This window comes from Bacillus sp. V5-8f, from assembly GCF_002863565.1.
Taxonomy (GTDB): Bacteria; Bacillota; Bacilli; order Bacillales; family DSM-1321; genus Peribacillus.
The window spans coordinates 85,801-110,239 of record NZ_PGUW01000026.1 but is presented as its reverse complement, the minus strand read 5'-3'; the positions used below and the strand labels follow the sequence as shown (position 1 = coordinate 110,239).

The following is a 24,439-nucleotide window of genomic DNA, read 5'->3' as shown; positions in this document are numbered from 1 at the left end:
ATGGAGTCTCAGTTAATTTATCGACACAGGAAATACCCTCTTCCCATCGAATAAAGTAGGCAGAAAGGGGGCATCGTAAAATGGTGTAAAAAATGGGTGAGTATTCACATTATTGCCAAGAGGTAAAAACACTCCATAAATCGTATTTTTCCTAAAGGGGGAATGATATTGATGCTGTTGACCAGTTTTTGGGGATGAAAAGCCGTTCTGTCTGTAGGAAAGATGTGGTTGATAACCCGGAAGAGATTGTCTTTGTCTTACAACAAGAAGGAAATACAGTAATTGATATAATCTTGGCTTGTGAGGAATCCTGTACAGATTTGTTCGATCCGAGTGAATTCCTGTTTTTATATGAATTGACCAACCCTTATTTATACTTCAACAACATTATGGTGGCTTTGGATTTCATACATAAAAGAAATATGATTTTTACAGACATTGCCTTCGAATGATACAGGGATGCCGTAAGAGAGTTTGACAAAATGGCCTTACGATATCTTAAACAACAAATCGGATAGATCATTTAGGTATTAGCGAACCGAAAGAGGTTCAAATCACGAATTCAAAGAAGCCCAATGATTAGGCTGGCACTAATTAGCGGGCTTCTTTTTTGCTATTCAAAGGAGGTAAATGGCGAATATGCTGGTTGGCGATGGCTTAATTTATAATATGTACAAGCTCTCGAAGTGACAGCCCTTTTTTCAAAAGAACCTTTTAATGGATAGTAAATATTGAAGATGTTGATTGTGAATGATTGCACTTAAACTACCATGAAAATTAACTTCCGATATTCTCTAAAAAGGGCAATGCCAAACATCAAAAGGTGAAGTTACAAGGTCTGATTGTATAGTGAAAGAAATACCAAGGGTTAATATTAAAATTCCTAATACATAAAAAACATATTTCACTTGACTCGACCTCTTTATCATAATTTTTTGTTGCAATTGCAACGAAATGAGATTAAATTTAATATATGCCATTTTATTGCATTTGCAACAAATATATGTACTAAGGAGTTAATTATGAAGGAAATTCTTCGTGAAGTTGGAATGATAGCAAGGGCATTAGATTCTATAAGTAATATAGAATTTAAAGAATATGACCTTACAAAAGGGCAGTATTTGTACCTTGTGCGAATATGTGAAAACCCAGGAATCATTCAAGAAAAGGTAGCCGAGATGATAAAAGTAGATCGAACAACAGCAGCTCGTGCTATAAAAAAACTTGAAATTAATAGCTTTATTGAAAAGAAAGAAGATAAACATAACAAAAAAATTAAAAAACTCTTTCCAACAGAGAAAGGGAAAAATGTTTATCCTTTTATAAAAAGAGAAAATCATTATTCCAATATCGTTGCATTAGAGGGATTTTCCGAAATAGAAGTAGAAACCATTTCCAATCTTCTTCAAAGGGTAAGAAAAAATATAGAAAAAGACTGGGAATTTGTAAAAAAGGGGAACAAGAGAAATTATTGACTATACCAAGGAGCGACATATTTAGATGACTATACATATAAAAAAGTGTACCCTCGAAGATTCACACAAACTTCAAGAAATTAGTTATGAAACATTCAACGATACATTTAAAGATCAGAATTCACCTGAAAATATGAATGCCTATTTGGAAAGGGCATTTAACTTAAAACAATTAGAAAAAGAATTATCCAACATTTCTTCGCAATTCTTTTTTGTTTATTTTAATGATGAAGTCGCTGGATATTTAAAGGTCAATACCAATGATGCTCAGTCTGAAGAAATGGGTGATGAATCACTTGAAATCGAGAGGATTTATATAAAAAACAAATTTCAAAAACATGGGCTTGGTAAATATTTGCTAAATAGAGCTATGGTAATTGCGATGGAACGTAATAAAAAGAAAATCTGGCTAGGCGTATGGGAAAAAAATAAAAATGCTATTGCTTTTTATAAGAAAATGGGGTTCGTTCAAACTGGAGCCCACTCTTTTTATATGGGTGATGAAGAACAAATGGACTTTATTATGACCAAAACATTCATATAACTTTTTGAAAGGTGGATTATTGTGTGTATACCTAAACATTTAAAATCCATGATGAAGAAGTAATCTATGATTTTATAGAAAACTATGGATTTTCAACCTTATTTTCTCAGCATAATGGAGAAACCTACGCCACTCATCTTCCACTGATATTAAATAAATCTGAAAAAGCTTCATACGGTCATTTTGCACATCCGAACGAACAATGAAAGGATGCTGAAAACCAACAAATTCTTGTGGTTTTCCAAGGTCCTCACTGTTATATTTCACCTTCTTGGTACGAAACAACTAAAGCAGTACCCACTTGGAATTATGTGTCTATCCATTTATATGGAAAGCTGGAGATTGTCGAAGATAGAAAAGTAATATTTGATTCTTTAAACGACTTGGTAAATAAATATGAAAGCCTTGGTAGTCCATACAATTTAAATGATGTTGAACCTACTTTTATCGAAGGAATGAGTAAAGGAATTGTAGCGTTCAGAATAAAAATTACAAAAATTGAAGCAAAAGCTAAACTAAGTCAAAATCATCCTATGGAACGACAAGGATTAATTATTAAGCATCTGGAAAATACTTCTCAACAAGATAATATACAAAGATAAGGAGCTTTAAATATGACAAAGAGAAATAAGGAGTTGTCACTAGAACAACGTGAAGAACTACTAAGAACTTTGGAAGCCCGTTTTGAGAAAAACATGCACCGACATAAAGGTCTCGAATGGGCTCAAGTACAAGCTAGGATCGAAGCTAATACTGAAAAACTGTGGTCGCTCAATGAAATGGAGGGAACTGGCGGTGAACCGGATGTTGTTGGCCATGATAAAAAGACGGGCGAATACATTTTTTATGATTGTTCACCGGAAAGTCCAAAAGGTCGCAGAAGTGTTTGTTACGACCGTAAAGCACTGGAGTCAAGAAAAAAACACAAACCAGAAAATAACGCTATTGATATGGCAACTACCATGGGAATTGAACTTTTAACAGAAGAACAATACCGGGAGCTACAGAAACTTGAGAATTTCGATATGAAAACATCGAGTTGGGTGCAAACTCCTGCTAATATTAGAAAACTTGGCGGGGCCATTTTTTGTGATTGTCGCTACGACACTGTATTTGTGTACCACAATGGAGCGGAATCCTACTATGCTGCAAGGGGGTTCCGTGGCTTGCTAAGGGTGTAAATTATGCACAAACAGCTAAATTTGAATTTGGAGAATGGATTACCTGGAGAAAGGCTTTAATTTCATATTCAACTAATAGGTGCATTAATTTATAAGACTTGGCTGATGTGGCAGCTCCTTGTGCGACGGGCAGTCGCAAAGGGTGCATTGGTAATATAGCAATTTGCTTCATGGTAAACACGTAAATGGTTTTACGGCAGTAACGTCATTGTTGGCATTACATCTTGTTGATGGCATATAGCCATAGGTCATTCCTCTTCCGTTCACTCGTTGTTATGGTCAACAAGCTACTTCCGTACTATGAGAACGTCTGACTTCTCCACCCGTTCTTCATCACTTGGATTGTCCTTATAGACGAGAACCCTGCCTGTTTGGTAGGGTGGAGACCTCACGGGGTTATCGCAATTCCCTTCAGACTTTAGGTGTATTAAGAGTGACTTGATTTCTCTACAGATAGTGAAATCCTTACAATTGGATTTTGCTATTTTTTTGTTTTAAGCGCCTTGGCTAGTTATAGGAGGATTTTGATTGGACAGAAATCATATATTTTCAGAAATGACTAAGATTAGTTTCACTTTAAGCAAGTATGTGTAGCATCGTACTTAAACGAACGGGTGCGTTAATTGAAAAAGGTGGGGTGCTTTGGCAGCCTTTTTAGTAATTCCAATGATTTAAACTACAAACCAAAACAAAAAGATAAAAATTGGAATACTTATTTGGGAGAAAGATATTCCACGGGTAAGAAGTTACTATATAAGGGCACTCAAAGAAAAGGTGAATATCATCGCTACTATCAACACTGGCGGCAACATTTATTTAAAGAAGTGATTGAAGGTGATGGGAAATGGTATATGAATCTTTCCTTCGAATTACAGGGCGGAGATAAAATTAAGTTTATAGAGCAAAGAAAAAAATTATGATTTAACGAAACTTGGAGTATTGTTCAACATGATCAAATCGAACCCTTTTTCTACCTCTTTTATCATTTCACCAACTGAGATTAAGCCACCTCCGGATAAATACCAAAAACCGGGGTCTAAATAAACAATCTTCCGTTTTTTAAAAGCATTAGTTTTCTTTACTAAACTGTTTTCCATTACCTTTTTGGCATTATTCCCCTTACCAACTGCCGCAACCCTGTCAACAACGTAAATGATGTCAGGATTGTGCTAAGGATGTATTCAAAAGAAATGACTTGCCCGTGTATTGGATCTGCTTCTAGGATTTCTGCTGCAGGTTTTACAGCAATTACATGCATGAATAAGGCTAAATCTTGAAGCAGGCCCATATGCTGTTACTTTTCCACCCGCTGTTAGTGTAATTAGGGCTTTTTCATTTTGATCGGAGGTTTTGTCTTTTAGGCTATAGTTGAAGGTTACTAATAAAAAATAAATATAGACATTCTTAATTGATAATGATATTCTTTGTGACATAATTGATAAAGATTATCATTATCAATTATGTTTTTTGGGCATCTTAGTTCATTTAAAGTGCCTTATCAAGGAAGAGGGATAAATTATCGATTTTAGGGGGTCTCAATAGTGGTAAAAAAAAATAGGATTTTAATGGGAACTATATCTGTAGCTGTGGCAGCAAGTGGCCTCATTCTAAGTGCAAGTGCCGCGTCTGCCAAAGACAATCATGTAAATTCCATCCACGGAGTGACTATTAATGCAAATTCATTGATCAAACAACCTAGGAATATCGAATTAACCGTCCAAGAGGTTGAATTATTAACGCCTAATAGTCGATATTTACAAGTAACATTTAATAAGCCGGTTTACCAGTTAGAGAGATTTCAATTTAAAGTAATTGAAAATAATTCAAACGATGTGATGGGTACAGAGGAAGTTCGATTGAATAAAAGTCAAACAAGCGCTGTGATCATTCTGTATAAGGGAAATACATTAGAAACAGGAAAACCTTATACATTGTCCTTTGAACATAACGGCCAGGTGCAGCAAATTAAATTTGAACATTATAATTATTATGAAGACGGATATGTAACGAGCGCCAATGCTAACAATCGTAAAATTAAACTAAGTGGTGTCGGAACATTAAATGTCTCCGAAGATCTTCTTGTTGATTTCCAACAGATGGTGGGACAACGTATTCGTGCATGGTATGATTCTAGTGACATTCTTAGAAGGATGGTAATGACCGAGGATCCCGTACTCTATGATGGAATGGAAGTAGGAAGTAAGATTAAATTAGTAACCTCGGGCAAGAAATACAAAGTAACAGCTGATACAACGCTATATGTGAACGGAAAAGAGACGGAATTTTCTGCTTATAATGGTCAGGAATTTCCTTATGCCAAATTAGTCTTGAATGAAGATGGAGACGCAGCGTTTGTTTATGCTTACACATGGGCCACAGAACCCATTATTATAGAGAAAGTAAAAGATAATATTGTATACGGGCTTGGTGGGGAAAAGCTGGATATAAGCAGTTACATAATTTTAAAAAACACAAAACCAATCTCTGTTTCAGATTTTCAAGTTGGTGATATATTGTATTTTAATGAAGACGCCAAGAATGTCATCGGTAAAAGGGGTGTGGGCGAAATATACAATCGTTCCGTAACCGGAAAGATCACGCAAATATATCACGGTGATTCATTTGAAGTAAATGGTAAAGTTTATGATTGTATAGGGGACATATTTGGTGCTAGAGTATTGGATGGTAGAAAGCTTGAGGACTTTAGGGAGAATGAAGCGGAGCGTTTGGAAGGAAAAGAGGTTACTCTTCATTTTAGCCGTAATGGGGATCTTGTATATGTCCAACGAGCAAGCAGAGGAAACTGAATTACGGAAACAGGGTAAATCTACAGTTCATAGTTTAGTTTCATACATAAATTCTCCCAATTCTGTAGAAAGAAGGGCTAGGAGACAAGTCCTTAATTGAAAAGGGAGAGGCCGATATCGTAACAATAGAACGAGGCGCACATGCAAACGGTGATTGGGGAATAAAGTGAAAAATAATGAGCCGTTAAAAGAATTTGTGCCAGAAGAAATCTTAAGTCCAGCGCTAATAACTACAGTCCAGTAAAATTAGGGTAGGCAATTAATTTGCCTGCTTTTTCATTTTCATACCATTATGTTTTTTTACAATCCGTAAACTTCATTCATGAAGTAGAACTTATTGTTTTTTTGTAAATCCCTCTTTTTCACCCTATAAACTTTGCAGATACCACTGCAAGTGTAAAACCTTTACGAAAGGTTTCAAACAAGTAATTATATAATCCGCCTTATTTTATTATTTCTTATCGTAAAAACTCTTAGAAAAATTCCACTTATTTTCTTAGGGGTCTTAAGCGGCCTTTTAAGCATACACTTTTTTGGTTTGTATAGTATAATTCTACTTAAAAATTCTTAGTAAATCTTCCATTTATTACTTTTAAATAAAAATATTGAGAAGGTGTGGACGAAACAAATGAATACGGTTAAAAATGTCTCTAGTTACTTTATTGATCATGCAGAATTTTTAGTTGTGGAAATAGTTGGTAGTGTTATTGAAAAATTAAATCTACAAATTTCTGAAGAGGAAAAACAACGAGCATTCTGCATGTATATTGAATTCCTAGGCTTTTTAGGGAAAGATTTTACTGACAATAACCAGGAAATACCTGAAGGCCTAATTAAATGGAGTAAAGAGAATGGAGAAAGAATAGCTTCTTCAGGAGGTAAAATATCTAACGAAATGATTCGTTACCAACCGACAAGGGAAATCCTGACTGATATTGTGACGAGAATTAGTTTGCAATTAGGACTTTCCATAGAGGAAAACAGCTTTTTAATAAAACGGGTAAACACATTGCTTGATATAAGTTTAAATGAGGCTGTTTTCGCATATGAACGGCTCACAGAAGAAATATTGGAAAATAACCAAAAGGAAATGGCTGAATTATCAGCACCCATTGTGCCCGTTAAGGACGGGATAGCGGTCCTTCCTTTGATCGGGACTATAGATTCGTATAGAGCCAAATATCTTTTGGATAAAGTAATTCCTAGGATTTCACAGCTAAATCTAAATAAACTAATAGTGGACTATTCAGGGTTATCAAATCTTGATATGGAAACAGCCAGGAGTTTATATGCCATGGGGCAAATGCTTCGGCTACTTGGGATAAACACAGTATCAACAGGAATCCGGGCTGAACTGGCACAAACGGCAGTTAATAGTGGCATCGATATGTCGTCTATTAACTCATTCGGTACTGTTAAACAAGCACTGGAAAGACTTTAACTTCATTCTGTTTTATTAACCCACAATATTTTAAACATATTCAACGATTGAAAAAAATCTTAAGGTTAAGATTTATATTGCCAATCGTTATTCATCATGGCAACTTGGTCTACGAGAATCCCAAAGATCTACGTAAAGAGTTCTTTCCCAAAGCAACTGATTTGGCCGAGGCTTCAACAGAAGAATTACTGGAATCACTATGCCTCATTAACAATCGAGCTAGAAAATGTCTCAGCTCGAAAACTCTATACGAAGCGCTTCAGGAGTAGGTGTCGCACTTAGATTGACAAACTGATATATAAAAAAAGCCTTGCCCGAAGACAAGGTAAACATATGTACTTGATCATTATTATTTTCAGAAGGTAATAAGATAAATAACATTTCAATTATAGCATTTTCAAAGACATTCGTAACTGAAAAGAATGGTCAAACTTAACGATTTAATTGAACAAATATATAAACATTAAAATTATCATAGAGCACCTTGGTTCTAAAACTACATTTAAAGGTTTTTTTCTGCATTAGAGGTAAAGCGAAACATGTTTCAAGCAACTATTATAATATAAGGATAAAAGGGTAATAAACAAGCAAAGGAGAGTTCAAAATGAGATGCGGATCAAAATGTTTTCTAGTTGAAATGGAAATGAACGGAGAACAGCAAAGCAAGCCAGTAACCGCGAGATCGCCCGTGGAAGCTAGAAAAACTATTCGAATAGAATACGGAAAAGAGGCTAATGTCTTATCTGTTAGGGAAGAGAAAAAGAAAAAACTAACCATTAGACTACGAGAGGTATGAAAACAACAATCCTTGTATGGGTGGGGCGGTGTAGGAATTCAATTCACCATATACTTCTAGTGTTGGGCGACCTAACTAGTTTACTTGCCTGCTTAAAATGGGTAAAGTCCTGTGAAAGTAACATCTCAGGAGGATTTAAATGTACAGCAAACTATGCAAACTTTCATTTTTACTCTTTATTGGATTCTTTTTATGCAGTGGCTTAGTTTCCGCTGCGCCAAAAAACACAACATCTAGCGATAAGGTTGTGTTGATCTCGTTTGACGGAATGCGAAATGATTTAACGAGGAAATATGTTGAAGAAGGATCACTTCCTTCCATAAAAAAAGTGATGGACAACGGAATCATCGCCGAATCCTCAAGGACCATTACCCCGTCTTTAACAGCTCCTTCCCATGCTGCAATCGCAACCGGAGCAACTCCTTCCAAAACCGGCTTTGTCAGCAACGAATGGCATGAACCTGAAACGAAGCTTCTCAATACCGATGATGCTTTCCAGAAAAGGCTGCAGGTCAATCCCTTATGGGTGGAAGCAAAAAAACAAGGCAAGACGACAGCGACAGTCGCTTTTGCTGGTGCCAACCCAAAGGCCGGCCAGCAGGGGGATTATTCCGTCTATTATGGCGAAACGTGGTCCCCAAGCAAATTGGAGAAGCTCTCATTTAAGGAAACCGATGGCTGGAAAAATCCGGGGACTCATTTTGGCCCATTATTTGAAGCAAGCTTTGAGGTACAGATGGAAAAAGCAAAAAATCAAACGATTTACGTTTTAGCTGTTGATTCTACTAATGACGGCAAAAGGAACTATAAGGAGTTCATCTTGTCCCGCGATAAAAGAATTGATGACCATGATGCAGTGGTAGTTGGCGGTAAATGGGCGTCCCTTCCTTTACCCGTCAAAGACGGTGTGCCGGCGGGATTTTGGTTTAAATTTAAGCAATTATCGGACGATTTAAATGGCGTCACGATGTACCGAACTGCCGTTACCTCGGGCGTGATTGCAGGTCCCGGTAGTTTTGCAAAGAATATTACGGATTCTTTCGGTTTTTTCCCCGTTCAGGATGATTCGGAAGCGTTTAACAAAGGCTGGATCACGCGAAAAGAATATGAACAAATCAGTACGAGGTTCGTCAATTGGGTCACCGATGTATCACTTTATATTAAGGAAACATACAAGCCTGATTTGTTAATGTTTTACGCGCCCCAAATCGATCATGAGGAGCATCAGTTTTTACTTACCGATCCGCGGCAACCGGGCTATACAAAGGAAAAATCTCAGGAATATATGGGCTATATTAAGTGGTCCTACAAACTTGCCGATCATGTGGTAGGCAGGACCCTCGAGTCCCTTAACAGCAGGGATCATTTATTCATTGTATCTGATCATGGAATGGAACCCGCCCATTCAACTATTCATCCCAATCATCTCTTGAAGAAAGCAGGCCTATTGAAACTTGATCAAAATGGCAAAATAGATATGAAAAAATCCAAAGCGTATGCAGTTACCTCCAGCGGAGCTGCTCATGTGTATATTAATGTAGAAGAAAGGGAAAAGGGAGGTGCAGTCCCTAGAAATGATTACAATGAAGTAGAAAAGAAAATTATAAAATTATTTAGATCTTATCAAGTCAAGCCGACTGGAAAAGTCAGTTATTTGAAGCATACGATCAGGGAAACTGCTGAAAGTATACCAGGTCAAGGCTTCAATTTCCCGCTTTACAAAGAGAATGCAGTTAATCTATATAATTATTTGATCCTAGACAAAGTCCATCCTTATGATAAAGTAATCGTTACAAAAAAAATAGACAGCCTTGACAACAAGCATTCCGGAGATATCCTCTTGCTGGCCGGATCGGGGTTTGTCATGGGAAAAGACCACGAGCAAGCTGTTTCACCTGCGCAAGAACTAGGATGCCATGGTGGAGATCCGGACCGTGACAAACTGAAACCTGTATTTCTAGCCATGGGAGAACAATTTGATAAAAATAAAACGATTGACCCCATTTCGAACCTTGATATTGCACCTACCGTATATAGTATCTTAGGATTGGAAACTCCTTCGTTTGTCGAAGGGGAGAAGATCAGAGAAGGAATAAAGTAGAGTGCCTGTCTCTCATAAAAAGATCTGAGTTTCTTAAAATTATTTTACGGAAGGTAAGGATGGTTTTAGTAAATGGACTAGTCCTACCTTCTGTTTTAAACTCCTTGAAGACATGGTCTTCTCTCTGTTTCCCTTTCTCCCCCTGGAAAACAGAATTACCAACAAGTTAACATTATTTATAGATCATTAAATGAGAACACATAGGACATAAATGTATCAAGGTTCTTATGTGTTTTTTTGTGCTTTCACAGGAGGTTATTCTAATTAGTAATCAGTCTTGTTGTTTCAAGTGAAGAATGTATTAGTAAATTATTCGTTTATAAAAAGAATAGATTCACTTAGGTCGCGATTAAGTTAAGGAAAATTACTTGTAAAATAAATAGCGTAAATATTCGAAAAAAACGTTGTCAAACCATTTAAATTAAAATATAATCTTATTGTAAGGAATTATCACATAAAACCGAGAGGTAACATAACATGACTAAAACAATTACTCCAGATACAATATCGAAAACGACAACTTTAGAACAAATTAAAGAAACAATTAAAGAAAAAAATGTTGAATTGCTGCACTTACAATTTGTAGATCTTGAAGGGATTTTAAAGCATGTCACTGTAACAACTGAACAATTAGAAGATGTAGTAGATGGTAAACAGATGTTTGATGGATCCTCTATTAAAGGATTTTCACCTATTAATAATTCAGACCTTTATCTGCAGCCAGATTTAGCTACATTTTCTGTTCTTCCTTGGACTCAAGAAGAAGGTTATGCGGAGGCACGATTCCTTTGCTCTGTAGTGAACCCGGATGGAATGCTATTTGAGGGAGACACAAGGAATGTACTAAAGAAAACGGTTGAACGTGCAGCTGATAAAGGCTATACCATTTCAGTAGGGCCTGAGTTAGAATTCTTCCTTTTCAAAACGGATGAAAAGGGCTATGCAACTCAAGAAATCAGCGATAGAGCCGGCTATTTCGAGCCGTCACCCCATGATCTTGGGGAGCGCGTTCGTTTGGAAATCTATCGTGCCTTAAAAGCAATGGGCTTTACCATTGAAGCATCTCACCATGAGGTAGCAGAAGGACAACATGAAATTAACTTTAAATATTCTGATGCACTAACGGCAGCAGATCTATCCACTACATATAAATGGGTTGTAAAAACGATCGCGCAAAAGTTTGGTTTACATGCTACGTTTATGCCAAAACCGGTATTTGGAATCAACGGTTCTGGTATGCACGTGAATATGTCATTCTTTGAAGGAAGCGAAAATGCATTCTTTGATCCTTCAGATGAGCTGCAATTATCTACAAAAGCTTATCAATTCCTTGCAGGAGTACTTGAAAACGTGAAGAGTTTTGCAGCAGTAACAAACCCGCTAGTAAACTCTTATAAACGTTTAGTCCCTGGCTACGAAGCGCCTTGCTATATCGCGTGGTCAGCGTCTAACCGTTCAGCACTTATTCGTATTCCAGCGAAAAAAGGTCTGGCGACTCGTGTAGAATTACGCTGTCCAGATCCATCATCAAATCCTTACTTAACCTTTGCAGTTATTGCTGCTGCAGGTTTAGATGGAATCGAAAAAGGATTAGAGGCTCCGGCTCCGATCAATGAAGATATCTTCCATATGACAGAAGAACAAAGAGCGGTGCTTGGGATCGATAACCTGCCTGGAAGCTTAACAGAAGCAATCAATGAACTAGAATCAAGCGATTTTGCTTATAAAGCATTAGGCGAACACGTATATAGCGAATATGTTGCTGTGAAAAAAGCAGAATGGGATAGCTATCGCACAGCTGTTCACGCATGGGAAATCGAGAACTATCAATCTAAATTTTAATAGGAAAGCAGGGGATTAGCCTGCTTAAGCCTGTAGACAAAGTCCCTGCATTTGGGGTCTTAGCCGCAGGCTTTTTATAATAAGTGCGATATGTTAACAAAATGGTTGGTGAGTAATCGGAATAAAGTTGAGATGGTTACACTGGGGGCTTGATACACCACTACACCTTATTTTATACTACCGTTAGTACTTAAACCATATGTACTGTTGGTGTGCGATTCTACTAAGAAATTACCTATAAGTACTGCGAGTTATAATTTTAAGACTAAAATACTATTTGATTTTATTAAAAGTTGTCAGATTAGTAGAAAAAGTAATAAATATTCTTTAATTTTATATTGACTCACAGCTGATTCTGGGTAACGATTGTATAGATTATATTTTTTTTTGGAGGATATTATGAAATATATTAGTACACGCGGGAATGTAAGTAATATTGGTTTTATTGACGCAGTCTTGATGGGGCTGGCCACGGATGGTGGACTTTTAGTTCCGGAAAAAATCCCGCAAATTCCTACAGAAAAGCTGCAGGCAATGTCCCAGTTGACTTATCAAGAATTAGCATATGAAATCATTTCCTATTATGTTGAGGGGGAAATTCCAGAAAACGAACTGAAGGAAATAATCGAGAAAAGCTATGGAACCTTCCGCCATTCTGAAGTAACTCCTGTTCAAAAGGTAAAGGATAACATGTATGTGCTAGAACTGTTCCATGGTCCAACCTTTGCTTTTAAAGATGTAGCTCTACAACTTTTAGGAAATTTGTATTCTTATATAGCAAAGAAGACAGGTGTCACAATCAATATTCTTGGTGCTACTTCAGGGGATACAGGTGCATCGGCTATTGAAGGTGTAAGGGGAAAAGCAGGTATTCGTATCTGTATTTTGCACCCTCATGGAAAAGTAAGTAAGGTACAAGAATTGCAAATGACGACTGTTGATGACGAGAGTGTTTTGAATTTAGCGATAAATGGAACGTTTGATGACGGCCAGAGAATTATCAAGGAATTATTTGCAGATTTGGAATTTAAAAACAAATATCATCTGCGTGCCATTAATTCCATTAACTTTGCTCGTATTTTAGCGCAAACCGTTTATTATTTTTATGCATATTTCCAAGTGGCAAAAGAGAAAGACATTAAGACGCTTAACTTCAGTGTACCGACAGGAAATTTCGGGGACATCTTTGCTGGTTATTTGGCGAAAAGAATGGGTCTGCCAGTTGGTAAGCTCATTGTTGCAACGAATGAGAATAATATTTTAGAGCGTTTTATCAAGGATGGAGTGTATCAGCCTGGTGAGTTCCGCAGTACATTTAGCCCTTCCATGGATATTCAAGTAGCCAGCAACTTTGAGCGTTATCTGTACTACTTGCTTGATGAAAATCCAGAATCAGTAACCGCCTTAATGGATCAATTCAAATTAAAAGGAAAAATTGTGGTCAATGAGGAGCAGCTTCGTCAGGTAAAAGTTGATTTCGCGGCGTATGCAGTAGAGGGAGAAGAATGCCTGCAAACGATCAGCAAGTACTATGCTGAAACGAATTATTTACTTGATCCGCATACATCTTGTGGAGTCGCTGCATATGAAACAATTATTGATCCTAGTGAAGTATGTGTCACACTGGCAACAGCTCATCCAGCAAAATTCAATGAATCCATTGAACGTTGTGATATTGAACAGATTTTCCCTGAACAAATTAATCAATTGTTTGATAAACCGCAATACCTGGAAGTTGTCGAGGCGGACAATGGTGAAATTGTTCGTAAATTAGAAAAGCATTTTAGTTCTGCTCGAAAAAATGATTAAAATTCAGGATTACTTTAAAAAATAGTGCCTAATTCTCCATTGTTTAACAAAATGCTGGCTATATAAAGCTTAACTGTTAAAGTTGTTACTAGCAAGTGTAGGCCCTGCCCAAGGTGGGGGGAGGGGGTTCGATCCGTTCGCAGGTCATTAAAAGCTGGAAGCCTTGTTTATCAGGTTTTTCAGCTTTTTTACTGTGGACGGAAGAGGCCTACAATTACACTGAAAATATGGATTAGTTGTAAAAATTTAGTTAATGAAGATTGTTGATGTGCAATTTAAGAAATAAAACCATTAGTGGAATTTAAGGATAAATCTCTTGGAGAAATAATGCAGTTATTTGGCGAGGCTATTGTCTTACCAAAGGAGAAGCGGGATGAACATAATAATAAATGGTGTGGTTCAAGCTTATCGAAATGACAAAGGAGGTTGTATGTTGCGAATGTGAGCCGGAGAAGTATCAAAAAACAAGAAACAGCAATTACGCCTATCGGAGTTATAAATGCACCGTTTGTTCTAGCCGTTGATGATGGTTTTCAACAAATCAGTTGCTTGCACCTCAGTTATTCCTCTGATTAACCCTAATTCGCCAACTAAAATCTTCTTGGCGTTCTCCAACATTTGTTTTTCGCTGGAATTAAGAGTTTTTTCATTTTTGATGCGCGTTAAATCACGTACTACTTCAGCACCTTCTTGTAATTTACCCGATCTCATTTTTTCTGAGTTGATCTGGTATCTTTGTTTCCAGGATAATGACCTATCGGATTCTCCTTGATGGACAATGTCTAATATATTTTTCATGGAAATCTTATTTGAAACCGAACGTATGCGTAAATTGGTAACATTCTTGATTGGGATGAGAACTTGCATATTATTCATCAGCATTTTTATTACATAATATTTTTGGGTTTGTCCTTGTATTTCTTTTTCTTCAATTCCCTCTATCACACCTGCTCCATGCATTGGATATATAATGTTATCGCCAATTTGAAACAAATAATCCACCTCCACGTATCATATTTCCATGATAACATTTGTCAGGATTTTTATCAAATTATTTATAATATCATTAAGGGTAAATAAATGTCAATAGTTTTTGGTTATTTTTAGGCGTGGATTATTAATTTGTTTTTAATAATGCTACCTTAAAAAAATATAAAAAATAGCTTACATTTAAATTATTCTTCTTGATGGATTTCTTCGGAAATGTTAAATACACAGTATATAAAGCCAGGATGGTGAAAAAATAGGATAATGTTTGAGGTTTGCTGAGTTCGCAGTAAAGTCTTAATGTTTTTTTGCAACGTCCATAACACAATGGAGGGGTTGCCATCAGGCCTTCCTGGATTAGCGTGATAGCAATCTGTTGGAAATTCAAAAATTACTAAAATAGCTGCTTGGAAATTGACGCTGTTTCACAAATGTGACAGATTTTTAGTAAAGAAAAAAGGGTGCTTAAATCACCCTTTAGTCACATTCCATACATAAAGATCTTCAATTGTGCAATTTAATTCTTTAGATATGGTCATAGCATTATTTAAACTCATAACCTTTTTACTTAAATAGTCATTTAGTGTCGATTTTGATATGCCTGTGTTAGCAGCTAATACATCAAGCTTTGTGTTGTTTTCTAATAAAAGTGTTTCAAGATTACTTTTTTTTGCTTTGTAATGGGTCAAAGTGACACCTCGCTTTTATATTACCTTATCATAGTCCGATGGAAAAAGAAAGAATTCAAGTTCATGTAACACCTTATTGAAGATAGTCTCGACTCAATTTTCTTACCGATAATACAACATTCGTACACAGTCAGAATAAAAAAACAGCAATATCCTTTGAATAATGAATTTAGGTCAATCTGTGAAGGTTAGGTGCAACTCGTCTTTTAATCTGGCGAAGTTTGTAGGAATCCGGTATACTGCGCATATTCGTCCCATTACAAAAAAACGACTGCTGCAGAATCCAGCTAGTTATGTATTTCGAAAATTTATGACGATTTTTCTGGTATTTCAAGTATAATCAATCATAATCAGATTTAGCATATGATAGTTCTTTGAGAGAAGCCTATATATAAGTCGGATAATACAAAAAAAGAGGTTAATTTATGAGTGAAAGAAGTTTTACGGATTATAATTTAAGTGATGAAATAAGAAGAGCACTTGATTTATTAAAATATAGTACACCTACAGAGGTTCAGAGTGAAGTAATCCCAATTGCAATGGAAAATCAGGATATTGTAGTAAAATCACAAACAGGAAGTGGCAAGACTGCATCCTTTGGTATACCTATTTGTGAAATGATTGAATGGGAGGAAAAAAAGCCACAGGCGTTAATTCTTACACCAACAAGAGAGCTGGCTGTTCAAGTTCGGGAAGATATAACGAATATCGGAAGATTTAAACGGATCAAAGCAATGGCCGTCTATGGAAAAGAACCTTTTGTGAAACAAAAAGAAGAATTGAAACAAAAAACACATGTAGTTGTTGGTACACCTGGACGTGTCATGGACCATATCGAAAGAGGTACCTTAGTTTTGAACCAAATAAAGTATCTTATCATAGATGAAGCTGATGAAATGCTTAATATGGGTTTTATCAACGAAGTGGAAGCGATCATTAAAGAACTTCCTTCAAGCAGAGTCACGATGGTCTTTTCTGCAACATTGCCTAAAGATGTTGAAAATCTTTGCCATAAATACATGAAAAACCCTGTTAATATCGAGATTGCTTCTACCGGCATAACGACCAATACAATTGAGCATTTTTTAATCGAAGTGAAAGAAGCAGAAAAGATTTCACTGCTTAAAAATGTTACGGTCGTTGAAAACCCGGAGAGTTGCATCATTTTTTGCAACACAAAAGAACATGTTGATAATGTGTTTACTGAATTGGAGGAATCTAATTATTCTTGTGAAAGACTTCATGGAGGATTAGAACAAGAAGATCGGTTTGCAGTTATGGATGGTTTCAAAATGGGAAACTTCCGTTACCTTGTTGCCACCGATGTAGCTGCGCGAGGAATTGATATTGATAACGTGACACTTGTCATCAACTATGACGTTCCAATGGAAAAAGAGAGCTATGTCCACCGAACCGGAAGAACAGGGCGTGCTGGCAATACAGGAAAAGCCATCACGTTTTCGACACCTTATGAAGGGAAATTCCTTAAAGCAATTGAAAAGTACATTGGATTTGAGATAACTACAATAGAAGCGCCGAGACATGAGGAAGTTGCTAGCGGACAAGCTGCTTTCGAAGAAAAAATCAGCGGCCGTCGAGTAGTGAAAAATAATAAAACTGCGCGAATAAACAAAGATATCATGAAACTCCATTTTAGCGGGGGGAAAAAGAAGAAGATTCGAGCTGTCGATTTTGTTGGAACTATTTCAAAAATTCCTGGAGTATCAGTAGAGGATATTGGAATTATAACCATCCAGGACAACTTGTCCTATGTGGATATTCTTAATGGAAAAGGATCACTAGTCTTACAAGCCATGGAGAATACAACGATCAAAGGGAAGAAACTGAAAGTTAGCAAGGCAATAAAATAAAGAGTACAATAGGGCACTGATATGGCAGTAGATTCAACCACATTGGTTGAAAATCAACAGACGTTGAACTACATATAATATTATAACTTATTATATTTGAATTTAGTGTGAGGGGACTCCATTTTTTCGTAAGGTGGGGCCATAGTTAAAGAAAATCATGGGATTTGGAAAAATTCTTTATTCTGGGATTCTGTGTTCTATAGAATTAGAACTGGACTCCATGTAGAAATGGACCTGAAAAGTTATTGGAGCAATAACTTTTCAGGGTAATTATATAGGTGAATATGGCGTCTTGCTAGGTTGAAGGTGGTCATATTTCGGTAGTGGAGCAACTGATTATGCAAACCAAGACACCAAATGAATCATGTTTTTCAAAGGTTTAACCCTTTTCAGATGGCTACTAAATATAATCCCAGCTACAAGTTGGCTGAACCTTTATTCACAAACCAGTATTTGTCTTTCAAATGCACTTTTACCTTTCCTTACAACACAGCGGTCTGTAATTTGAAAACGAGCCTCTGCCACCATATCATCGATTGTATCAATGGTTACAACGACAGTCTTTTTGGAAAAACGGCGGGCATGTTTTAAAATCGAGAGCTGATCTTCTGGTGTAGCATGAGTATAAAGATTGTACGGCATATCGATAATTGCCACATCATAGTTTTGTGTAACTTCCGAGATGGATCCTGTTACTACCTCTCCATGTAGTCCGAAGTAAGCAATATTCTCCCTCGAACCATTTGTTACTAAATAATTAATGTCGCGCCCAACAATATGTATTCCCATAGATAATGCTTCCACTAAAACTGTCCCAATGCCACAGCAAGGGTCAATTGCTTTTATACCCTCAGGATTCGGAACGGCGATATTGGCCACTGCCCGGGCTATGCGGGTACTAAGAGCCGTAGAATATTCCCGCGGCTTTTTCAAATGGCGGAGCCAAACTGCTTCTCCTTTCAAGTACTTCCCAAAATACCATCTGCCGCCCAACGTAACCACACCAAATACCTGATCCGGATTATGAAGGTCTGCTTCACCGTGAATCCGCCAGCCAATATCCCGTTCTATTTTCAACCGTTCCTGATACTCTATTTTATCCGACTTTTCAAGATCATTAATTTTAACGAAGACGACCTTGAACGTTAATGCGTTCAGGTGTATTTGATCAACCTGTTCCAGTATTTCTGCCAGGTCTCCTCCTTCAAACATTACTTCAATACGTTCCTTGATAAACGGGCTTCTGCTTGGGTCAATCTTCACCGAGCTTTTTATTATGTTATTCGAACTGTCATGACCAAAAAAAGAGCGCATTTCCAAAAGACACAGGGATCGTTCCTCTTCACTGCATACATATGTATATATAAACTCACGTGTCTGGCTAAGATTGTCCAATCGATTCTCATCCTTTATAAGCTAATTCTTTTTCACTATGGGGTTGTTTTAAGCCACATTTAGCTGTATCACCAGCTCAAAACTTCTAAAGGGATAGTTTATCAGTTATTGTTGGAATAGGGAACTCCATTCACTCAGACAAACTTTTTGTGCTGTTTATGTTCGGGGAACTATAACTATAAGATTTATCATTAATCATTTATATTACATCCAAGATTTAAAAGGGACCTGTAACATATTGAAAGAGGCTTCATATGGTTTTGACAAACTTACCTAAACCGGCTGGACCGCCTAATAAGAATTCAATGGCAAGAGCGGCACTGAATTGCTGCAAAATATAAAAAAGGCATAATAGGCAGCCAAAGGCATCCATTATACCTTTTTGTATTAGTTAAAAATCATAATTATCAATATTATCCTTTGTAAATACCACACGTTCAGGCAGTAAGATGATCCCGCTGTCTGCCACTTCATAATCGTACCCTTGAATGCTATTAGGTTCAATTTTTACTTTTCCGATCTCCGGTACTTCAAATTCGTCTCCAACCTTTAAATCTTTGCCTTCCACTGTCATGAGATAGGCTACATAGGCAGCCAGTGCACCTTGTTTTTTCACATCCCAAAGGCCAAATTGTTTTACGGTATCGCGTTTTACATAATCACGCATAACGTTTGGTGTAGAGAAGCCTGTTATGACTACTTCTCCTGCTTTTTCTAGGTTTTCTGCTGCTTGTGCCATAGCAGGGAGGGCAGTGGCATCCGGACAGATAACGGCGTCTATATCAGGATATGTTTTTAGGATACTTTCTCCTACAGTTAAAGATTTTTGAGCATCATTTTCGCCAAATTGAGTGGTGACGATTTCCCATTTTGGATATTTCTCTGCAATGATTTCTTTTGCTTTTGTTACCCATTGGTTTTGATCCGTTACCGTTGGGCTAGAGTAGAAGAAGGCGACTTTGCCGGAATCGCCAATTTGGTCAGAAGTCATTTGGATCAGTAGTTCTGCCAGTTGTTCCGGGGTGCCCTGGTTAATATAAAAGGAACGGTCTTCAGGTTTTACATCAGAATCCCAGGTCAGGATTTTAACGCCTTTGTCTTTCGCACGCTTTAGGGCCTGGCTTAATCCATCTACTGATACAGACGAGATCATTAATGCATCATACCCTTGATTGACAAAGTTATTGATATATTTTACCTGGCCGGATACCGATGCTTCGGATGGGCCGTCGTATTTTAGCTCAACACCTAATGAGTCTGCCATTTCTTTTGCCCCTTCACCTCCGGAAGTGAAAAAACCGACTCCTGTCAATTTCGGAATAAACGCCAGTTTAGCGTCTTTTTTCCCGTCCTCGTCCTTTGAAGCCTTTTCCCCGGAGCTGCAAGCAAATAATGATCCAACAATTAGCAGGATACATAGAAACAACGCCATTGGCTTTAAGCATTTCACTTTAAATTCCTCCCTTTTTATCACTTAAATTAGAGACATGCTGATAGATTCGTTGCCATCTTGTGTTTCTAAGCAAAACAGAGAAAATAAGCATACATCCAATCACCACACTAGTTTCCTGGCTTGTCATGCTTGCCATTTGCAGGCCGTATTGCATAATACCAATGATCAGGCTTGCAATGGCAGTCCCCAGAATGCTACCCTTTCCACCGAATATACTGGTTCCGCCTAAAACAACTGCTGTAATAACTGGCAATACAGCATCGGCACCTAAGTCAGAACGAGCCGAACTAAAGTATGAAGTGAGGATGATGCCGCTTATACCAGCTCCAAGTCCTGAAAGCATATAGGCGCTTATAAGGGTCCATTTTGTTGAGATCCCGCTGAATCTTGCTGTTTTTATGTTAATCCCAACTAAGAAGACGTTACGGCCGTAACGTGTTAGATGAAGATGGGTGCCAAAAATAATGATGCTTACTAACAGAAACCAAATCGAATTGGGAATGCCGAATACCTGGCCGTTTGCCACTTCTACGAAGGAGGAAGGAAAACCACTGATTCCTTCATAGCCTGAAGCACTCGATCCTCCTGATAAAACGAGGGCAATTCCCGAGAACAAAAACATTCCTCCCAAAGTGACGACAAGCGGCTGGACGGTGGTATGGGAGACAATCATTCCATTAAGAAAACCGGCAAGTAAAGATACAAGCAGTGCAATGATGAGAGCGAGCCATATATTCACGCCATTGATCCACAACACTCCGGTGGTAATGGAGGACAGCCCCATTATGGAGCCCACTGATACATCAATTCCTCCAGTAATAATGACAAAGGTCATTGGAATGGCGGCCAATACAATATAAGCAAAATCATTCGTGCTGTAGAGGAGATTATTCAGATCCATAAACCCGGGAGTGATCAGTCCGAATAACAGCACAATAAAGATTAGAAATAAGATGAGGAATGTCTCCCATACTAGAAGAGGCTTAATCCTTTGTAGCACCTTCGACACCTCCTTGTGCTGTCTGGAGCTTCATCAGTTCGATTTCCCGCTGCTTAAGCGATTTATCTCTCAAGTATTTTTGCAATTTCGAATCACCGACCACTATAATCAGCAATAGTAAACCAGAAATGGCAGAGTTATAGTAAGAAGGAATTTTTAAGAAAATTAACGAGTTATTAATAGTCGTGAAAAAGATCGCACCTATGGCTGCACCAAATATGCTTCCAAGACCTCCTGACAAACTGACGCCACCAAGAACGGCTGCTGCAATTACCTGCAGCTCCATACCGTTTCCTGTTTGGTTAGGAACAAATCCGATATTCATTACAAAGAACAATCCTGCGATGGAAGCGGAAGCTCCCGAGAGAATAAAGCCAGCTACTGTAATTTTTATAACCGGAATACCAACAAGCCTTGCTCCTTCAATGTTGTCTCCTACAGCATAAAAATACTGTCCAGCCCTTGTCTTCTTTAACAGCAGAGTAGCCAGAACAAGAAGGAAAATCGTAATCCAAACCGGCAACGTGATACCGATAAATTTTAGGGAAGAAAGCTTCTTGTAGTAATTGGGTATATCTTCTATCCACATTCCTTTCGTATAAAGAAGCATGGAGCCTCTCACTACGCCGAGCATGCCAAGGGTCATTATAATAGAAGGAATCCGGTAAATCGTTACTCCTAATCCATTGAGTAGGCCTATTCCCGCACCAAGGAGAATTACAATTGGGACGATAACAAGCAGTGAGTGACCGTCAGTCAATAAAACACCGCATACGGCAGCAGAAAGGCCCATTATTGATCCGACTGATACATCGATATTAGAAGTAAAAAGAACAAAGGACTGGCCAATCGCCAACACAATCAATATTACGCTTGCTTTGACAAGGAGCGAAAGAGAATTACCTACAATAAAATCATGATTAATAGCTCCTACTACTAAAATATAGGCGACCATTAATAGTGCAATGGACAACTCACGAGCTTTTAGGAGCCATAATGCAAGGTTCCTCATTTAACTGCTCACCCCATTCTTCGCGCCAAAAGCAGATGACATAATGCTGTCTTTCGTAATCTCCTCCTTGTGCAAAACCGTAATTGTTTTTCCTTGGTACATGACAAGTACACGATCACTCAGCTCTTCAATCTCCTCTATATCAGATGAGATTAAGATGACGGCAAGTCCGGTTGTTTTAAGATCCCTGATGATCCGGTAGATGTCATTTCTTGCACTTGCATCAATCCCGCGGGTAGGTTCATCCAGAATCAGAACTTGTGGCTCTGAAGCCAGATATTTTGATAAAACCACTTTCTGCTGATTTCCCCCGGATAAGTCGCTCAGCTGTTGTTTGGCAGTCGTTGCTTCAATCTTCAGGTGTTTCATGTAAGTCAATGCGGTGCTATGTTCTTTTTGAAAGGGGATAAAGGTGCCCTTCCAGAGGTGGAGTAAGGTGGAGGAGATATTGCTTTGAATAGAGGTAATGGAAAAGACGCCATGCTGCTGTCGGTCCTCGGGAATATAGACCAGTCCTCGATGGATTCGCTGCCTGACCGTTAATTTATTTATCGGTTCTTGGTATAAACGGATGGTTCCGCTCACGGCCTTTGTTATCCCGAAGAGAGCCTCTGCCAATTCTGTTCTGCCTGCTCCCACAACTCCTGCAACCCCAAGGATCTCTCCTTTCCATAAATCGAAGGTGATATCATGAAACCGGCTGCCGGAAAGGTTTTTCACGGATAAGACGGGAGGGGTGTGATAGTCTGTTTCAATGGAATTAATGGCTGGATCAGATATTTCAGGATCCCTATATTTTGTACGAACAGGTACCAATCCCTGGAGCAATTTTTCGTAAGTAAACATAGAGGTAGGTCCCTGTGCAGACACTAATCCATCCCGTAAAATTGTTACGGTATCTGCAAGGGCAAAAATTTCAGGAAATCGGTGGGTAATGAAAAACACTCCTAACCCATCCTTAGTCAATTGCTTGATTGTACAAAACAATGAATCAATTTCACCAAAGGTTAAGGTAGAAGTAGGCTCATCAAGTATCAATATCCTTGCTTCCCTTGTGAGCCCCCGTAAAATTTCCACTAACTGCTGTTCCGCAATCGATAAGGTCGTTGCGCTTCTTTGCAGATCAATCTTCCAACCCAGCAGCTTGATAAACCGTCGAATTTTGGCAATCAATCCTTGTTTTTTCCCAGGGATTCCAATCACTATGTTTTCCTGGACAGTCATATTAGGAAACACAAGCGGTTCTTGAGGAACCAGGTAGATACCCTTTAGATGTGCATCTGAAGGTGATCCAAATGAAACCTCTTGTTCTGAAATCTCTATGGTCCCGGCATCCGCTTTATATAATCCTGTTATGATTTTCATCAGCGTTGATTTCCCTGCTCCGTTTCCGCCTACAAGGGCATGGATTTCTCCCTTATGCAACTCTAGTGAAACGCCCTTCAGCACTGGATTGCCTGAGAAGGATTTATGAATATTGTTGGCGCGGAAGAGAGGTGCGGCTGTTTTTTTCAATGGCTCTCACCACCTAATATATTTAGAAAGCGCTTTCTAATAAAAAATAAAAGAACCGAGAAAGTGTTCACACCGTGTGTAGTGCTTTTTAATTATTTACACAGCACCTTTGTCTTATATTACAAGTACTTCGCACCTTACGGGAACTTTTATTTTTATCGTTCTGAATTGGAGAAGGGACCAATATACTCTGCCTAAGACTGAACAAAAGAACCGAAACGAACAATTGTCCAAAGGGTGATGTGACCCATGAGCGTTGATATGTATGCAGAAAACATGATGATCAGGGTCGCTTGGTATTACTACAAGGAAAACTTGATCCAGAATGAGATTGCCAACCTTTTAGATATATCCAGAGCAAAGTCTAATGGAGCCTTCCATTAAAGATATTCTCGAGCTTGTCCATCTATCTAAATACAACGTGGCAGGCATTGGAGGAGTATACCCTGATGCAACGATGATTCAGGAAGAAAAATATCCATTAATGAACAAACTTACATTAAACAGCAGCAGGCAGTAGG

22 protein-coding genes and 2 pseudogenes are annotated in these 24,439 nt (G+C 38.0%); 15 read left to right on the top strand and 9 right to left on the bottom strand.

Annotated elements, in window-relative coordinates:
- The first annotated feature begins 194 nt into the window (after nucleotides 1-194).
- The gene (locus CUU64_RS20940; protein WP_101635605.1) at nucleotides 195-452 is read left to right on the top strand and encodes a hypothetical protein; all 258 of its coding nucleotides are present in this window, start codon (nucleotides 195-197) and stop codon (nucleotides 450-452) included.
- 363 nt (nucleotides 453-815) lie between these two features.
- Here the strand turns inward: CUU64_RS20940 and CUU64_RS22855 are convergent.
- Nucleotides 816-908, bottom strand: a pseudogene (locus CUU64_RS22855) (YitT family protein); the annotation flags it as partial.
- Between the two features lie 114 nt (nucleotides 909-1,022).
- On the opposite strand from CUU64_RS22855, the gene CUU64_RS20935 reads away from it, so the two are divergent.
- The 5 genes and pseudogenes from CUU64_RS20935 to CUU64_RS20915 all read left to right on the top strand — a co-directional run bounded on the left by CUU64_RS20935 (nucleotide 1,023) and on the right by CUU64_RS20915 (nucleotide 4,120).
- Nucleotides 1,023-1,475 carry a MarR family winged helix-turn-helix transcriptional regulator gene (locus CUU64_RS20935; RefSeq protein ID WP_101635604.1) on the top strand — a complete coding sequence of 151 codons (453 nt, stop codon included), beginning with the start codon at nucleotides 1,023-1,025 and terminating at the stop codon, nucleotides 1,473-1,475.
- A gap of 25 nt (nucleotides 1,476-1,500) precedes the next feature.
- The gene (gene paiA, locus CUU64_RS20930; RefSeq protein ID WP_101635603.1) at nucleotides 1,501-2,019 is read left to right on the top strand and encodes a spermidine/spermine N(1)-acetyltransferase; all 519 of its coding nucleotides are present in this window, start codon (nucleotides 1,501-1,503) and stop codon (nucleotides 2,017-2,019) included.
- A 44-nt stretch (nucleotides 2,020-2,063) separates the two neighbouring features.
- Nucleotides 2,064-2,621: pseudogene (locus tag CUU64_RS20925) on the top strand (FMN-binding negative transcriptional regulator).
- A 12-nt stretch (nucleotides 2,622-2,633) separates the two neighbouring features.
- Nucleotides 2,634-3,200, top strand: a complete 567-nt coding sequence (locus tag CUU64_RS20920) for a DUF4256 domain-containing protein (protein ID WP_101635602.1) — start codon at nucleotides 2,634-2,636, stop codon at nucleotides 3,198-3,200.
- A 623-nt stretch (nucleotides 3,201-3,823) separates the two neighbouring features.
- On the top strand, nucleotides 3,824-4,120 hold the full coding sequence (locus CUU64_RS20915; protein ID WP_101635601.1) for a hypothetical protein: 297 nt from the start codon (nucleotides 3,824-3,826) through the stop codon (nucleotides 4,118-4,120).
- A gap of 176 nt (nucleotides 4,121-4,296) precedes the next feature.
- Here the strand turns inward: CUU64_RS20915 and CUU64_RS20905 are convergent, their stop codons facing one another.
- The gene (locus tag CUU64_RS20905) at nucleotides 4,297-4,488 is read right to left on the bottom strand and encodes a hypothetical protein (RefSeq protein WP_101635599.1); all 192 of its coding nucleotides are present in this window, start codon (nucleotides 4,486-4,488) and stop codon (nucleotides 4,297-4,299) included.
- 253 nt (nucleotides 4,489-4,741) lie between these two features.
- Here CUU64_RS20905 and CUU64_RS20900 point away from each other — a divergent pair, with 253 nt between their 5' ends.
- The 6 genes from CUU64_RS20900 (at nucleotide 4,742) to thrC (ending at nucleotide 13,996) form a co-directional block, all read left to right on the top strand.
- Complete coding sequence (locus tag CUU64_RS20900; RefSeq protein ID WP_101635598.1) at nucleotides 4,742-6,007, top strand: hypothetical protein; 1,266 nt, start codon at nucleotides 4,742-4,744, stop codon at nucleotides 6,005-6,007.
- Nucleotides 6,008-6,635: 628 nt separating this feature from the next.
- Nucleotides 6,636-7,448: an STAS domain-containing protein gene (locus CUU64_RS20895; RefSeq protein WP_101635597.1), complete on the top strand. Its 813-nt coding sequence runs from the start codon at nucleotides 6,636-6,638 to the stop codon at nucleotides 7,446-7,448.
- Nucleotides 7,449-8,052: 604 nt separating this feature from the next.
- A complete protein-coding gene (locus CUU64_RS20890; RefSeq protein WP_101635596.1) occupies nucleotides 8,053-8,244 on the top strand; it encodes a hypothetical protein in 192 nt (63 codons plus the stop codon).
- A gap of 139 nt (nucleotides 8,245-8,383) precedes the next feature.
- Nucleotides 8,384-10,345 (top strand): alkaline phosphatase family protein, encoded by a 1,962-nt coding sequence (locus CUU64_RS20885; RefSeq protein WP_101635595.1) that lies wholly within the window; start codon nucleotides 8,384-8,386, stop codon nucleotides 10,343-10,345.
- Nucleotides 10,346-10,822: 477 nt separating this feature from the next.
- Entirely contained in the window at nucleotides 10,823-12,187 is a 1,365-nt protein-coding gene (gene glnA, locus CUU64_RS20880; protein ID WP_101635594.1) for a type I glutamate--ammonia ligase, read from the top strand.
- Between the two features lie 399 nt (nucleotides 12,188-12,586).
- On the top strand, nucleotides 12,587-13,996 hold the full coding sequence (gene thrC / locus CUU64_RS20875) for a threonine synthase (protein ID WP_101635593.1): 1,410 nt from the start codon (nucleotides 12,587-12,589) through the stop codon (nucleotides 13,994-13,996).
- A 513-nt stretch (nucleotides 13,997-14,509) separates the two neighbouring features.
- Here the strand turns inward: thrC and CUU64_RS20870 are convergent.
- Together CUU64_RS20870 and CUU64_RS20860 are read right to left on the bottom strand one after the other, a co-directional pair.
- Nucleotides 14,510-15,004, bottom strand: coding sequence for a CarD family transcriptional regulator (locus tag CUU64_RS20870; RefSeq protein ID WP_101635592.1), 495 nt, complete (start codon nucleotides 15,002-15,004; stop codon nucleotides 14,510-14,512).
- Nucleotides 15,005-15,453: 449 nt separating this feature from the next.
- The gene (locus CUU64_RS20860) at nucleotides 15,454-15,672 is read right to left on the bottom strand and encodes a helix-turn-helix domain-containing protein (RefSeq protein WP_101635590.1); all 219 of its coding nucleotides are present in this window, start codon (nucleotides 15,670-15,672) and stop codon (nucleotides 15,454-15,456) included.
- A 425-nt stretch (nucleotides 15,673-16,097) separates the two neighbouring features.
- On the opposite strand from CUU64_RS20860, the gene CUU64_RS20855 reads away from it, so the two are divergent.
- On the top strand, nucleotides 16,098-17,543 hold the full coding sequence (locus CUU64_RS20855; protein WP_101635589.1) for a DEAD/DEAH box helicase: 1,446 nt from the start codon (nucleotides 16,098-16,100) through the stop codon (nucleotides 17,541-17,543).
- A gap of 435 nt (nucleotides 17,544-17,978) precedes the next feature.
- On the opposite strand, the gene CUU64_RS20850 is transcribed toward CUU64_RS20855, so the two are convergent.
- From CUU64_RS20850 to CUU64_RS20830, 5 genes are all read right to left on the bottom strand, one after another.
- Nucleotides 17,979-18,938 carry a TRM11 family SAM-dependent methyltransferase gene (locus CUU64_RS20850; RefSeq protein ID WP_101635588.1) on the bottom strand — a complete coding sequence of 320 codons (960 nt, stop codon included), beginning with the start codon at nucleotides 18,936-18,938 and terminating at the stop codon, nucleotides 17,979-17,981.
- 391 nt (nucleotides 18,939-19,329) lie between these two features.
- Nucleotides 19,330-20,370 (bottom strand): autoinducer 2 ABC transporter substrate-binding protein LsrB, encoded by a 1,041-nt coding sequence (gene lsrB, locus CUU64_RS20845; RefSeq protein WP_101635691.1) that lies wholly within the window; start codon nucleotides 20,368-20,370, stop codon nucleotides 19,330-19,332.
- A gap of 19 nt (nucleotides 20,371-20,389) precedes the next feature.
- Nucleotides 20,390-21,391: an ABC transporter permease gene (locus CUU64_RS20840; protein WP_142383665.1), complete on the bottom strand. Its 1,002-nt coding sequence runs from the start codon at nucleotides 21,389-21,391 to the stop codon at nucleotides 20,390-20,392.
- On the bottom strand, nucleotides 21,375-22,403 hold the full coding sequence (locus CUU64_RS20835; protein ID WP_101635587.1) for an ABC transporter permease subunit: 1,029 nt from the start codon (nucleotides 22,401-22,403) through the stop codon (nucleotides 21,375-21,377). The genes CUU64_RS20840 and CUU64_RS20835 overlap by 17 nt, the downstream gene beginning before the upstream one ends.
- Complete coding sequence (locus CUU64_RS20830) at nucleotides 22,404-23,918, bottom strand: sugar ABC transporter ATP-binding protein (protein ID WP_257985622.1); 1,515 nt, start codon at nucleotides 23,916-23,918, stop codon at nucleotides 22,404-22,406. It lies immediately after the preceding gene.
- 249 nt (nucleotides 23,919-24,167) lie between these two features.
- On the opposite strand from CUU64_RS20830, the gene CUU64_RS22850 reads away from it, so the two are divergent.
- Both CUU64_RS22850 and CUU64_RS22265 read left to right on the top strand, forming a co-directional pair.
- Nucleotides 24,168-24,302 carry a hypothetical protein gene (locus tag CUU64_RS22850; RefSeq protein ID WP_257985621.1) on the top strand — a complete coding sequence of 45 codons (135 nt, stop codon included), beginning with the start codon at nucleotides 24,168-24,170 and terminating at the stop codon, nucleotides 24,300-24,302.
- Entirely contained in the window at nucleotides 24,286-24,438 is a 153-nt protein-coding gene (locus CUU64_RS22265; RefSeq protein WP_180954702.1) for a hypothetical protein, read from the top strand. The genes CUU64_RS22850 and CUU64_RS22265 overlap by 17 nt, the downstream gene beginning before the upstream one ends.
- The last annotated feature ends 1 nt before the right edge of the window (nucleotide 24,439 follow it).

Coding starts and splice junctions, on each gene's coding strand:
- lsrB (WP_101635691.1), bottom strand. CDS start 20,370: ATGGCGTTGTTTCTATGTATCCTGCTAATTGTTGGATCATTATTTGCT.
- CUU64_RS20890 (WP_101635596.1), top strand. CDS start 8,053: ATGAGATGCGGATCAAAATGTTTTCTAGTTGAAATGGAAATGAACGGA.
- CUU64_RS22265 (WP_180954702.1), top strand. CDS start 24,286: ATGGAGCCTTCCATTAAAGATATTCTCGAGCTTGTCCATCTATCTAAA.
- CUU64_RS20855 (WP_101635589.1), top strand. CDS start 16,098: ATGAGTGAAAGAAGTTTTACGGATTATAATTTAAGTGATGAAATAAGA.
- CUU64_RS20920 (WP_101635602.1), top strand. CDS start 2,634: ATGACAAAGAGAAATAAGGAGTTGTCACTAGAACAACGTGAAGAACTA.
- CUU64_RS20935 (WP_101635604.1), top strand. CDS start 1,023: ATGAAGGAAATTCTTCGTGAAGTTGGAATGATAGCAAGGGCATTAGAT.
- thrC (WP_101635593.1), top strand. CDS start 12,587: ATGAAATATATTAGTACACGCGGGAATGTAAGTAATATTGGTTTTATT.
- CUU64_RS20835 (WP_101635587.1), bottom strand. CDS start 22,403: ATGAGGAACCTTGCATTATGGCTCCTAAAAGCTCGTGAGTTGTCCATT.
- CUU64_RS20895 (WP_101635597.1), top strand. CDS start 6,636: ATGAATACGGTTAAAAATGTCTCTAGTTACTTTATTGATCATGCAGAA.
- CUU64_RS20885 (WP_101635595.1), top strand. CDS start 8,384: ATGTACAGCAAACTATGCAAACTTTCATTTTTACTCTTTATTGGATTC.
- CUU64_RS22850 (WP_257985621.1), top strand. CDS start 24,168: ATGAGCGTTGATATGTATGCAGAAAACATGATGATCAGGGTCGCTTGG.
- paiA (WP_101635603.1), top strand. CDS start 1,501: ATGACTATACATATAAAAAAGTGTACCCTCGAAGATTCACACAAACTT.
- glnA (WP_101635594.1), top strand. CDS start 10,823: ATGACTAAAACAATTACTCCAGATACAATATCGAAAACGACAACTTTA.
- CUU64_RS20905 (WP_101635599.1), bottom strand. CDS start 4,488: ATGGGCCTGCTTCAAGATTTAGCCTTATTCATGCATGTAATTGCTGTA.
- CUU64_RS20940 (WP_101635605.1), top strand. CDS start 195: ATGAAAAGCCGTTCTGTCTGTAGGAAAGATGTGGTTGATAACCCGGAA.